Consider the following 13,435-nt stretch of genomic DNA (forward strand, 5'->3'; position numbering starts at 1 on the left):
TTACAGCCGTAAATTTGTTTATGAATTTAATGATGCAAGTCACTCACCTTCATGCCATAGCGTGTTAACGTTATGCCTATGTAGTTTGAACATATGCCGTGGCGTCTTTAATAATGTCATCCAATGTTGCTGACACATCTACCTTCAAGCCGTAAGTGGGCATTTCAAAGGTTTGCAATTGATTTTCTAGCAGACGGCCGTCGAAAAAGTGATTTTCCCGTGCAGAGAGTCTGGCGCTTAATAACCCGTAACTACCTGTAAGCACCACCCATTCAATAGGAAGTGTGTCATTCGCGCTCAATACGTTTCGGTAGCTTTCTTTTAGTGCTGAACACGCTAGCACAACCCCTTTTTGTTGTTCGTAGCGAGCAAGTTCCCCCGCTAAGGTTTGCAACCACGGCCATCTATCATCATCGGTTAGCGGGATCCCGCTTTGCATTTTTGCTTTATTAACTTCAGGGTGAAAATCGTCTGCATCAATAAACGGCAAGCTCAGTTGCTTACTTAATGCCTGCCCTACGGTCGACTTTCCGGTACCCGATACACCCGCCACTACAATAATCATTGCCACTACCCTTTAAAGTTGTTCAACAATGGCAATTACACCATTGGCAGAAATAACAATGGCAAACAGCAGTGCTAGCCCTAACATTATGTTAAGAAATTTGCCTGGCGCATGTTCTTTCATAAGCTCTCGTTTGTTTATTACCACTAGAATGCCAATGATGACTAAGGGCAACACGAACACGTTAAACACCTGAGAAAGAATTTGCCCTTTAATGGGATTGAACCCAAATACGGGAATGATCAGCGCCACTAAACAGGCTATACCGGTAATAGTTTTAAATTGAGTAGATTTGGTGTCTAGCTTTCCTGAGCGGTAATCAGCGATTAACAAGGGAGCAATAAGCAGACAAGGAAATACCGAAGATAAGCCCGCGGCCAACGTGCCAAAGAAAAATACCGTTAGCGCCGTTTTACCTGCTATAGGTTCAAGGGCGTTCACCATGTCGAGTACATGGGTAATCTTTTTACCTTCGTGGTATAACGCGCCATGAGCAACGGCCATTACCGATGCACTAATTACAAACACTAAAAACGCTGCCACAAAAGCGTCTTTCTTCTGCTGCTTTTGGTTCTCCATACCCCAGCCTTTACCCTGGATAAACAGTGGGCGAGATAAAAATGTAGCGGCTGCCATAGTGGTGCCTACGAAGGCGGCCACCATCATTTTTCCGCCTTCTACATCAGGTATTGAAGGAACAAAGCCCGCTGCCACTTCTGCGGGCATGGGATGTACTACCAATAACGAAAACACAAATGAAATACCCATGCAGGATACAAACATAACCAGAATTTTTTCAAACAACGAGTACTTACCAATCAGCATAATGGCGTACATAATACTAATGACACTTACTGCTATGGCTAACACCAACTCGTATTTGTAAGCGTTAAGGGATGGAGAATACAACGCCAGCATTTCAAAAATAATGTTAGATGATATGCCGAGAATGCCCATTAATGAGTTCCACTGGCCAAAGGTAACGCCCGCAATAATGAGTATGGCGATAGGTCGCCCAAATTTAAGATGCTTTTTAAAGCTATAAAGCGCAGTTTCACCGGTAACAATGGCGTAATTACCAAATGCATAGATAAGTGCCCCTGAAAATAGGCAACTTAGGAACAACACCCATAGCAAAGACATGCCATAGGTACTGCCCGCTACTATCATAGACGTAACGCTACCTGTACCTATGGTGTACCCTATTGCAAAGAAGGCTGGCCCAAAGGCCATTATTTTTTTTATTATCGACGACATCTCGTTACCTCTGTCATTCTGACAATGTTAGTTATAGCAAACCTGCGGTTATGGCTTATGCAAAAAGGCCTGACGATACCAACCTTTACAGTCGTATTTTTAAACCTAGCGTTTAGGCTTGCCTAGGCCTGTTTTTTACATGAGCCTGATACCTGAGCTCTATATCTGAGCTCTATATCTGAGCTCTATACCAGCCCTCTAGGCCATGTATACGCCGCCGTTAATATCTAACGTCGCACCAGTGATAAACCCGTTGTATTCAGAGGCAAAGAAGGCTACCGCTCGGGCCACATCCATTGGGTTGCCTGCCCGTTTTAATGGTATTTCACTGATGGTTTTATTCGCCGATTCATCGGTGGTGTGGGTAGCATGAAAACGTGTGCCTAAGATCAACCCCGGCGTTACCGTGTTGACGCGAATACCGTCGCCAGCTAATTCAGCGGCTAATGAACGGCTAAAAGTAAGCACCGCACCTTTCGATGTGGAATAGGCGAGAGACCCGCCGTGCCCGCCTTTTCGGCCTGCAAGTGAAGACAAATTCACAATAGATGCACCCTCATCAGCGCGTTTTAGCATAGGTAAGAGTGCACGGGTAACCATCATCATAGAGGTCACATTAACCGCCATCACTTGTTCCCAAAAGTCATTTTTAATATCACTTAAGGTGTGTCGCTCAACCAAGTCGCCGGTATTGTTTACCAATATATCAAGCGTAGACGTTAAATTAGCCACTTCGTTAGCGAAGGTATTAACCGTGTCTTCTTTGGTTAAGTCGGCTTGAAGCGGAATAATCTCCCCAACACCAGACTCCAGCACTTCTTGCTGAAGCTCTTCAACTGCGTGTTTCGAGCTATAGTAATGCACAAAAACGGTCGCACCTTGTGCCGCAAGTTCAGAAGAAATAGCGCCGCCAATACCACTGGCACCACCGGTTACCAATACTCGCTTTCCAGTTAACGTATTCACACCAAAACCCTCTATATAATTGAAAATCAGTTAACAAATTCACAGATAACGTTTTGTGCATTTTCGCTAAGGCAATGATGTCGCAAGTCGAAAACCAGCAATAGTTTCTGTGAAGTATGTTTTACACCCCGTTAAGTTCATTATTTAAAATAATCAAACAAAACCGGTTTAGTTTTGCCAACAAGCTAACATAGAAGTGAGTGATGTCAACGCAAAAATAACAACTTAACATACAATTCACACTCATTAAATTAACAAGCCGCCAATTAAAAACGACTTTAATACCTATATATTTCAGCGCTTTATCCTTTATAAAGTTTTACCCAAATGCTAGATGTAAAAAATACCGACTGTTATTCTGCTCTACAGCCTTACTCACACTCTCGCCCAGTAGCACCGATTTATTCAAGTCTTTACAATCTGGTTTCTGATTAAACGATATAGATTTACCTTAAAACTCGCCCGGCCCTTTATTTTAAAAAGACTGTAAGCGTTTTTTATCGGCCTGAGTGAATAAATTTAGTACTTTTGGATAATTTTTTGTTGACGAAAAGCGATGCAAATGTAACCTTATTGTTAATATTCCGGTCTCAGAAGTTCTTTTGAAATAAAAAACTAAACCGGTTTAGTGTTATAGGGAAAAGCAAGTAGAGCGAATAAACATTGCCTGATTAATAAGACAAGCCGTCACTTCACAAGAGAATTTAATAATAATTTATGTTTGTGAGGTACTTAGCTGAACAGCTTTTGGAGAAGCAAAATGAACAACAAATTATCAAAACTTACGGTTGCCATTTTATCCGCCACCACAGTGGGTTTTTCTGTGCCCAGTTTTGCGCAAGAAGAACAGGACACACAAACACCCGATTCATTAGAAGTTATTGAAGTTCGCGGTATTGCTAGCAGTATTGCGGAGTCGGCGCGTTTAAAACGTTACGATTCTCGTATTGTGGATGCCATAGTAGCAGAAGACATTGGTAAGCTGCCCGACAACAACATTGCTGAAGCGCTGCAACGTATTACGGGTGTGTCTATTAGCCGTGACTTTGGTGTGGGTGAATCAGTGACTATTCGCGGTATTTCTCAAAACCGTGTTGAATTAAATGGTCGTTCTACGTCAGGCAGTGGCCGTGGTGGTATTAGCCTAGATGACTTCCCTTCTAGTTTTCTAAAAACCGTTGAAGTGGTTAAGTCCCCTACCCCTGAAATGATTGAAGGCGCACTTGGCGGTACTATCAATATGACAACCGTGCGCCCATTAGAGCTTGAAGAGCCTTTGGTCGCCATTACGCTAGATGGTGAATACGCCGATAAAGCAGAAAACTGGGCGCCTATGTTTACTGGTGCCGCTGGCAGAAACTGGGACTTGGGCGACGCTGGTACCTTTGGGGCTTCTGTGGTGATGTCTTATCAAGATCGCACCTTAAGACGAGATGAGTTTTTTAATTTAGTGACTCCAACAGAACTCGATTTAGATGGCGACGGTAACAGCGACTCTGCCAACACGCCTAGCGGCAACTACCTTGTACGTAGCCAAAATACCGTAGAGCAAAAAACTGAACAGCGTGAACGTACCGCTTACGGTTTGTCACTTCAGTGGGCCCCAAAAGATACTGACGCTTTTATTTACCTAGATGTTAATGCCACCGATCTTGACGGTGGACAAGAAGCTTACTCGGTATTAAATGACAGCAAAGACTATTCTGACTTGGTGTTAGATGATGCCTACGATGACGCACAAGGCCAACTGCAAAGCTTTGGCTCGGGTAGCGCGTTTGTACAGCCAAAGACATGGGCCGACTTTACCACCAACGACTCTATGTCAAATGCCTTGGGTGGCGAGTGGTTTATAACTGACAAACTAAAAATTTCAGGCGAAGTCGCTTATACCAAATCTGAAAGCCTTCGCACCAATTCTGAGTTTAACTTACGCCCTATCTCGCGCTCACAGTATGAAGAAGACGGTACCATTACCGAAAACTTATTCACCATTACCATGACCCAAGATGGCGACCAAGTACCTGGCATTGCCTTTTCGGATGAAGACGCATTGTTAGACCCAAGCAATCTGGCTATCCGTCAATTTACCCATCAGCGTTATTATGAAGAAAACGAAGAAACTGCTATTCGGTTTGACGTGGAATACATCGAGCCTTTTTCAGGCTTAGACTTCCTTACCAAAATTAAGGCAGGTATTCGCACTACTGACAGAGACTATGAGCTAGACCGTTACGACTTACGCAATAATGGTAGTGAGCTTAAAAACTTACAAACCAGTGTGTCGTACGATGGCGTTGTCAGACCTACTTGGGTAGATGAATTTGACGCTGCATTTGGTGGGTTCAAAGAAATTAACCACAGTAACACCTTCGACCAATCAGGCATTTCGGGTAATAACGCCCTAACCCATTATTATGTTTATGATGGTGCTGAGCTTGCCTACAATATTAATGGTACATACGACCGCGTGAAACAAATGCTGGATGGTAGTAGCCATGAACTTACTGGTACACTTGATGACAATATGGTTCGCAATACGGGCTCATATGCGCAAATAAGCGAAGAAACCCAAGCGTTATATACCCAGTTTCATTTAGATTTCGGCGACCTTACCGCTGTGGTAGGTGCTCGCTATGTTCAAACCGATTTAACATCGAATACGTTTGATCAAACCGGTAGCTACGATTATTCAGACTTTCTTCCAAGTATAAACGCCACCTACTCTTTAACCGACGATACCATTTTACGTTTTGCTGCCGCGAAAGTAATGCGTCGCCCTGAGTTTGGAGAGCTTAGCCCTGCTATTAGTGTCGATAACTCACTCGTTACCGGTACCCAAGGTTCTTATCAACTAGACCCCTACCGTATTACCCAATACGACTTATCTGCTGAGCATTACTTTGGTGAAGGAGGCATGGTTTCTGCCGCTATTTTTTATAAAGATGTAGAGTCATTTACGGTAGCTAGTAGCTCTTGTATGGCTGATAGCAACACGGTAACAGGCCAAAACGTAACCGAGTACGTGAACGTGAACGTGTGTTTGCTAGATACCGCAGGGGTAAGTCAAGCTGATGTGAACTACGTCAGTGGGGATCAAGACCTTGCGTATGTTGAAGCGCAACGCGACGCTGGCTTAACGGGTATTGTCATCGATACGGACGTTAACGGCGGCAGTGGCGAAGTAGCAGGTATTGAACTTGCCTACCAACAACAGTTTAGTTTCCTGCCAGGTATGTGGTCTGGGCTTGGTATTAGCACCAACTACACATATGCAGACAGTGAGCAGCCTGATGGTAACCCATTGTTAGACATTTCAAACCATACTTTCAATGGTCAGGTTTACTGGGAAAATGCCGGTTTTCAAGTACGTCTTGCCTACAACTGGCGCGATAAATACTTAGACACGCAAGATGAAAAGCGTGTACGTCCTGTTGGTGCACTCGCAACAGGTGTGTATAACCGCACAAACCCTGAAGAAGCTTTCTTCGACCCTACATTGGGTAATAACTACCGTGAAGCACGGGGCCAGTTCGACTTTTCGGCCAGCTACGATGTTAACGAGCATATAACGGTTGTGGCTAACGCGGTTAACTTAACCGGTGAGCCTATTGTACAAGTGACCGAACTAGACAGCATTTGGCAGTACAGTGAATCGGATAGACGCTTTACCTTAGGCGTAAGAGCGCGCTGGTAGGATTATAAAGTAGCCTACTTGCTAGGCTACTTTAATAAAGCGGTTCGTCTAAGCCTGTTTGTCTAAGCTTATATGACTAGGCCTACTTGAATAGGCCTATGTGAGTAACGCTATAAGAATAAAGCTAGTCGACCCAATTGCAATGCCCTACTTTCGCCGCAGTGCATGCTGCGGCACATTTTTTCATTATTCATTACTTTTTCTTTTGACGATGCCCGTTAGGAGCGCATTCATGACTGACGCTAAACCTATTTATTTGGCCGGCTTAGCCGTGCTTTCTTTAATTGCTGGGTGTAATGATACACAAAACGATAAGCAGAACGATACGCAAACATCATCAAACAGCAAAACAGCAACAGAGGCCAATATGGAGACAATGGACGAGCTCGCGAATGCTGCCGACGAGACAAAGTTGGCAATCAAAGTCCCTGGCGACGTGTTCGATCTTTCTCCTTGGAATATTCTCTTACCATTAGATAGAGACGGTGATGGGAAGGCCGACAGAATTGAAAATAAAGACTTACCGCGTTTCCACGTGGATGAATTCTTTTACTTAGATGACAATAACAACATGGTATTTGCCGCGGCTAATAAAGCATTTACCTCTCCCACGTCTACCAATACCCGCAGCGAACTTCGCCAAGTTTATGCCGATGAAAACGGTAATGTTCCTAGCTTAGAAAACCCCGCAAATTACTTTGCATTGGCATCAAATCCTGAAGCAGATAAATTCGCCGCCATTGGTGCACGAATGGAAGCCACACTTAAAGTAGATCATGTTTCTACTAACGCTAAATATCATGACAAGCCACCCGCCTATTCTGTTGTAGTAGGCCAAATTCATGCGGGTAAATTAGACGAACTTCGTAACAATGAATCAGGGTTTGGCTGGGGGAACGAGCCACTTAAAATTTATTATAAAAAGTATCCAAATCACGATACTGGTACCGTGTTTTGGAACTACGAACTGAATTTACCCGAAAATAACCCTAAACGTACCGACATTGCTTACCCTGTGTGGGGCGATGGCTGGCACGACAGTAGTAATCCAGGTGAAAACGGTATCGCCCTTGGTGAATCTTTCAGTTATGAGATTAATGTTTACGGCGATACAATGTACTTAACCTTTACTGCAGATAATCACCCGACGGTTAAACATCAGATTAATTTAGCCAATAATGTTGATGCCAATGGATTTATAGATGACTATGATGACCCTGTGGCTTACAAGAACGATTGGCTGTTCTTTAAAGCTGGCGCGTATAACCAGTGCAGTACGAAGGATGCCCCAACATTTCGCTACCCTGCTTGCCCGGGTACTGGCGATTGGGAAACCGATAAAAAAGCAGGTAACTACACCCGTGTGTCCTTCTCTCATTTGCAGGTAGGCGATGCTATTGAAGTGAAATAGCTACCGAGGATTTGGCGATTCAAATACTCCATTAACGCCTTTAGTAAGAGAATAATAATGAATAAGAGTAAAGTTAGACTGATTGATGTGGCTGAGAAAGCCGGCGTATCTAAAAGTACCGCGTCGCAATTTTTGAACGGCCGCTTTGATTTTATGTCGTTCGACACCCGTTTACGGTTACAAAAAGCGGTAGAGGAACTAAATTACGTTCCTAATAATATTGCTCGCAGCCTGAAAACCAATAAGACTAAAACCCTTGGTGTTATCGTTAGAGACATTGCTAGCTATTACACCAGCCAAACTATACGCGGTATGGACGATTACTGTAAAAGTCATGGCTACGACTTGTTCATTTATAATTCGGACTTTGAACCAAAAACTGAAAAAAACGCGCTGACTACGCTGTGTCAGTTAAACGTAGACGGCGCAATTATTGCCTCTTGCGGTAACAACGCAAAGCTAATAGAAGACATTTCAAACAACACCATGCCGATGGTGCAGTTTCAGTTAGAACATGACGACTGTGACACAGGCATTGTGGTCGCTGATTACAAACGTGCCTCTTTTGATGCCACTGAATACCTTATTAACTTGGGCCACAAGCATATCTGTTTTGTAACCCAGAAATTCGAATCAGTTAAGTCTCGCCAAGAGAAATACCAGGGGTTTGTAGATGCACATACAAAACATAATATTCCCGTTGATGAAGCCCTGACTATTCATTGGAGTCGGCAAGAAGGTTTGCATCGCTCCCCTATTGAGATGCTGAAATCAGACAATCCGCCAACCGCTTTCTTTACTCAGCAAATTGCAATAACCATTGATGTATTAAAAGAATTAGAAGCGGCTAGCGTTCCTATTCCGCAAGATGTTTCTTTACTTGGGTTTGAGGAAATTCCTATGGCTGAATTTTTTAAGGTGCCTATTACCGTAATAAAACAGCAACCTTACGAATTAGGCGGCGAAGCAGCGCGCATGTTAATGAATAAAATCAACAACCCAAAATCGGTAAATACCCGCATGCTGGTGCCCTGCTCATTGGTCGAGCGTTCATCTTGCGCAGCGCCCAAGGCTTAGGCTTTTGAATCTTTCATTTTGAACAAGGCGGCGTAGTCCATCGCACTGAAAAGAGTGAATTTTTATTTTCACGCTGCCGACTCAATCTCGATTAAGTTTGGTACAGTATTGCCTATCTACTGAATTTAGTATTTTTATCGACTAACTCCCATGCTTTCATTTATTACCAGTACCCTAGTGCCTGTTTTAATCCTACTTTTAATGGGCTGGGTGTTTTTTCGCATCCGCTGGTTAAATGAGGCCTTTATCGAATCGGGTTCAAAGTTAGTCTTCAACGTTGCCCTACCCGCACTACTTTTTCTATCTATTAGCCAGTCAGACTTTTCAAACGCTGCTAACTTTACCCTTATCACTATTGGAATAAGTGGTTCGGTACTAATGTGCGCGGTATTAATGCTATTAGTGCATTTCACGGTGAACCCTCAAAATGCTCGCGGGGTGGTAGTGCAAGGTGGTTTTAGGGCTAACATGGGTATTATTGGCTTAGCATATTGCGCGAATACATACGGGCAAGAGGGCTTAGCGGCGGCATCGGTTTATATGGGCTGTATTACTATTTTGTACAATGTTATGTCAGTGTTTGTACTTAACTTCTATCAGGTAGGTTTTACGGCGCCTATGAATCAAATTAAAGGCATTGCACGCAACCCCCTTATTATTTCGATTGTTGCAGCATTACCATTTTCTTATTTTCAATGGTCATTACCCGAGGTGGCATTAAGAACAGGCGAATACTTTGCCCAGCTTACCCTGCCCTTAGCCCTTATTTGTACTGGCGCATCGCTGCAGTTTCGTTCTTTTTCTAGCGACTGGTATAACATTGCGCTAGCTACAATAAGTAAATGTATTGTCTACCCCGCCTTACTGGTGGGTATGGCGTATTTAGCTGGCTTTAGGGGCATGGAGTTAGGCATAGTGTTATTGCTATCTATTGCCCCGACAGCCGCAGCCAGTTACGTGATGGTAAGAAACTTAGGGGGCGATCATCGTTTGGCGGCCAGTATCATTGCCCTAAGCACGTTAATATCACTGCCTATTACTGCCATTGGTTTCGGCAGCTTGGCCATGCTGGGGCTTGTTTAAGAGTACTAAGTAGCGGCGCTAGGCAAACCTTTGCTCATACGAATTTAATCGCGTTATACACTTGTTTACACTTTTCTGGTTGGCAACGTTTAAGAATTGAACCACAATGCAGGTAGTTGTTTTCAATCAGCTGGAAAAGTAATCGTGAAAATTGTTCGATTAACCCTTGGTGGCATTCTTTTTATCGGCGGCATTATTTTAACCCTATTACCAGGCTCAATTCTTTTGGTAATAGGTGGTTTGGTTTTGCTAAGCTACGATTGGCCTCGTGCTCGTGGATGGCTCAAAATAAGTCAAAACATGATGACCTCAAGCGCGAGAAGAATAGACCGCGTATTATTAATGCGTAAATTTCGCTAAGCTGTTACTGCGTAATTTGCGCTTTTCCCCCCTGTCATCGCACATCGTAAACCATTAATCTGAAGTTTCAGTATAACCTTCATAGTCATGTTATTTTTATACGCTAAACTCGTTACGAGTATAGAATTTAACGACACGATTAATAACACCTTATAAAAATCAAAAAACCTTTCATTTATTCAAACAGGCAACGTAAGGCATTCGACTGACCATCGAACACTTACGACAATGGAGACAAGACCATGATTACGTTTACCGTTAACGGTGAAACACGTGAATTTGCGGGCGATCCTACCACTCCCGTACTTTGGTACTTACGTGACGAATTACATCTAACTGGCCCTAAATTTGGCTGCGGCATGGCACAATGTGGCGCTTGCACAGTACATATTAACGGCGTAGCACAGCGCTCTTGCGTATTGCCTGTTTCTGCCGTTTCAGGCAGTAAAATAACCACTATTGAGGGCTTGAGCAAAGACGGTGAACATCCTGTTCAACAAGCATGGGTTGAACATAAAGTACCTCAATGTGGATACTGTCAGTGCGGCCAAATGATGCAAGCCGCCAGCTTATTAGCAAGTAACCCTACCCCTAGCGATGAAGAAATTGTGCAAGGTATGTCAGGCAATATCTGTCGTTGTGGTACTTACCCCCGTATTCACAAAGCCATAAAGTCAGCAGCAAAAACCATGGCTGGCGTAGAATATTATGTGCCTGATACGCTTGCCTCTGAGACAGCGGGAGAAGAAGCATGAGCAAGTATTTTGACTTAACTCGTCGCAGCTTCTTAAAGTCATCGGCTACCGCTGGCGCTCTTGTACTAGGTACATACTTTATGGGTGCGGCACCACGCGCTATGGCTGGTGTTTTAGCGAAACCGTCTGAGTCAGCCAAAATGGCTAACTTATTCGTGTCACTTCGACCCGATGGTATTGTTGAAATTACGTGTCACCGCTCTGAAATGGGCCAACAAATTCGTACCGCATTGGCGCAAATTGTGGCCGATGAGATGGAAGCCTCATGGGATAAAGTGGTGGTTATCCAAGGTAAAGGCGATCCGAAATACGGCGATCAAAATACCGATGGTTCACGCAGTATTCGTTACAATATGCAGCGTCTTCGTGAAATGGGTGCAAGTGTTCGCCACCTTATGCAGCAAGCTGCTGCAACCCGTTGGGATGTCCCCTTCGATTCTTGTTCGGCAGTACAGCATGTGGTTACCCATACCTCGGGTAAAACCCTTACCTATGCTGAGCTGGTAGACGATGCATTAAAAATTACTCCGCCAGAACTCGATCGCATTACCCTAAAAGAACGCAGTGAGTGGCGTTACATCAATACCGCCATGGCGCACATCGATTTAAAAGACATTGTTACCGGCAAAGCGACCTTTGCTGCTGATGTACTTGAGCCCAAAGCATTAATTGCCGTGGTAGTTCGTCCACCGGTTGTTGGCGGAAAAGTGAAAAGCTTCGATGCAAAAGCAGTTAAAGCGATTGATGGCGTGGTAGATGTTGTGGAAATTCCTGCGGCGAAAGGCGCACCACAGTTTCAACCTAAAGGCGGTATTGCCATTATTGCCAACAATACTTGGGCTGCCATCAAAGGCCGCCGCGCCCTTACCGTAAGCTGGGATGATGGTAAAAACGGTGATTATAACTCTGAAGCCTTTAAAGCAAGCTTGCTAGAGACGGTATCGACGCCACAAAAGTCGGTACGCGCGAAAGGTGATGCAGCCAATGTGCTCGCCAATGCAAGCGATAAACTGGTTGCCGATTATTATGTACCACATTTAGCACAAGCCCCAATGGAGCCACCCTGCGCCACGGCAATGTATTATAAAGACCGTGTTGATGTGTGGGCAGCTACGCAGAACCCGCAGGCCGATATGGAAACCGTAGGGGCAATGGTTGGTATGCCGAAAGAACAGATCAATGTTCACGTCACCATGCTAGGTGGTGGTTTTGGTCGTAAATCGAAACCCGACTTTTCTGCGGAAGCGGCCTACCTTTCAATGAAGACTGGCAAGCCTATTCGCGTGCAATGGACACGTGAAGACGACATTCAACATGGTTTCTACCATGCTGTATCAGCCCAGCACATTGAAGCCTCTTTAGATGAAAACGGCGGTATTGATGCTTACTTGCACCGTACGGCGTTTTCACCTATTGCGTCTACGTTCCAACAAGATGCTACCGCGCCGTTCAGCTTCGAGCTTCGTTTAGGCTTTACTGATAACCCTATCAATACCCCTAATATGAAACTAGAAAGTGGTGAAGCACCTGCAAAAGCGCGTATAGGCTGGATGCGTTCGGTGTCTAATATCTTCCACGCATTCGCTATTCAGTCTTTCATTGCTGAAGCGGCGCACAAAGCCGGTCGCGATCAAAAAGACTACTTGCTTGAAACTATTGGCCCGGATCGCATTGTTGATGTCACTGAGCAAAATGCAGAGTACGACAACTACGGCGCCGATAAAGACGCTTATCCGCTCGATATTGGTCGCCTACGTAAGGCGATTGAAAAAGTGGCTGATATGAGTGGCTGGGGCCGAGAATTACCAAAAGGTAGAGGCCTTGGTATTGCAGCGCACAGAAGTTTCTTGACCTATGTGGCTACTGTGGTTGAAGTAGAAGTGTCTGATGCGGGCGATCTTAAGATTATCAAATCGTGGGCCAGCATTGATGCAGGTACTGTGGTAAACACCGACACGGTGAAAAACCAGGTACAAGGTGGTTCCATCTTCGGTATTACTGCTGCCATTAGTGACGGTATTACCTTTGATAAAGGCCGTGCTCAGCAAAGTAACTTCCATGACTACCGCGTACCGCGTATGAGTGATGCGCCAATAGAAATCGACGTTGAGATTATCCCAAGCGATGCACCACCAGCGGGTGTGGGTGAGCCAGCAACACCGGTTTATGCGCCTGCCTTGTGTAACGCCATTTTTGCTGCTTGCGGTAAGCGCATTAGACAATTACCTATTGGTAACCAGTTAAAAGCCTAAAACGGGCTTAGGCTG

General features: G+C 44.5%; 10 protein-coding genes. 7 read left to right on the forward strand and 3 right to left on the reverse strand.

The features are described from left to right. Nucleotides 1-76: 76 nt before the first annotated feature. From AVL57_RS06625 to AVL57_RS06635, 3 genes are all read right to left on the reverse strand, one after another. Nucleotides 77-565 carry a gluconokinase gene (locus AVL57_RS06625; RefSeq protein WP_057792322.1) on the reverse strand — a complete coding sequence of 163 codons (489 nt, stop codon included), beginning with the start codon at nt 563-565 and terminating at the stop codon, nt 77-79. A 12-nt stretch (nt 566-577) separates the two neighbouring features. Further along, nucleotides 578-1,822: an Nramp family divalent metal transporter gene (locus tag AVL57_RS06630; protein ID WP_057792323.1), complete on the reverse strand. Its 1,245-nt coding sequence runs from the start codon at nt 1,820-1,822 to the stop codon at nt 578-580. A gap of 198 nt (nt 1,823-2,020) precedes the next feature. Beyond that, nucleotides 2,021-2,788: an SDR family NAD(P)-dependent oxidoreductase gene (locus AVL57_RS06635; protein ID WP_057792325.1), complete on the reverse strand. Its 768-nt coding sequence runs from the start codon at nt 2,786-2,788 to the stop codon at nt 2,021-2,023. A gap of 760 nt (nt 2,789-3,548) precedes the next feature. Between AVL57_RS06635 and AVL57_RS06640 the strand changes: the two genes are divergently transcribed. From AVL57_RS06640 to AVL57_RS06670, 7 genes are all read left to right on the forward strand, one after another. Then, complete coding sequence (locus tag AVL57_RS06640) at nt 3,549-6,482, forward strand: TonB-dependent receptor (RefSeq protein WP_061093580.1); 2,934 nt, start codon at nt 3,549-3,551, stop codon at nt 6,480-6,482. 232 nt (nt 6,483-6,714) lie between these two features. Then, nucleotides 6,715-7,893: a polysaccharide lyase family 7 protein gene (locus tag AVL57_RS06645; protein ID WP_057792329.1), complete on the forward strand. Its 1,179-nt coding sequence runs from the start codon at nt 6,715-6,717 to the stop codon at nt 7,891-7,893. Nucleotides 7,894-7,950: 57 nt separating this feature from the next. Continuing rightward, entirely contained in the window at nt 7,951-8,970 is a 1,020-nt protein-coding gene (locus AVL57_RS06650) for a LacI family DNA-binding transcriptional regulator (RefSeq protein ID WP_057792331.1), read from the forward strand. A 150-nt stretch (nt 8,971-9,120) separates the two neighbouring features. Beyond that, nucleotides 9,121-10,053: an AEC family transporter gene (locus AVL57_RS06655; RefSeq protein ID WP_057792332.1), complete on the forward strand. Its 933-nt coding sequence runs from the start codon at nt 9,121-9,123 to the stop codon at nt 10,051-10,053. 144 nt (nt 10,054-10,197) lie between these two features. Continuing rightward, nucleotides 10,198-10,413: a tellurium resistance protein TerC gene (locus AVL57_RS06660; RefSeq protein WP_057792334.1), complete on the forward strand. Its 216-nt coding sequence runs from the start codon at nt 10,198-10,200 to the stop codon at nt 10,411-10,413. A 242-nt stretch (nt 10,414-10,655) separates the two neighbouring features. Next, complete coding sequence (locus tag AVL57_RS06665) at nt 10,656-11,168, forward strand: (2Fe-2S)-binding protein (protein WP_057792336.1); 513 nt, start codon at nt 10,656-10,658, stop codon at nt 11,166-11,168. Then, nucleotides 11,165-13,420, forward strand: coding sequence for a xanthine dehydrogenase family protein molybdopterin-binding subunit (locus AVL57_RS06670; protein WP_057792338.1), 2,256 nt, complete (start codon nt 11,165-11,167; stop codon nt 13,418-13,420). Before AVL57_RS06665 ends, AVL57_RS06670 begins: the two co-directional genes overlap by 4 nt. Nucleotides 13,421-13,435: the final 15 nt, after the last annotated feature.

This window comes from Alteromonas stellipolaris, from assembly GCF_001562115.1.
Taxonomy (GTDB): Bacteria; Pseudomonadota; Gammaproteobacteria; order Enterobacterales; family Alteromonadaceae; genus Alteromonas; species Alteromonas stellipolaris.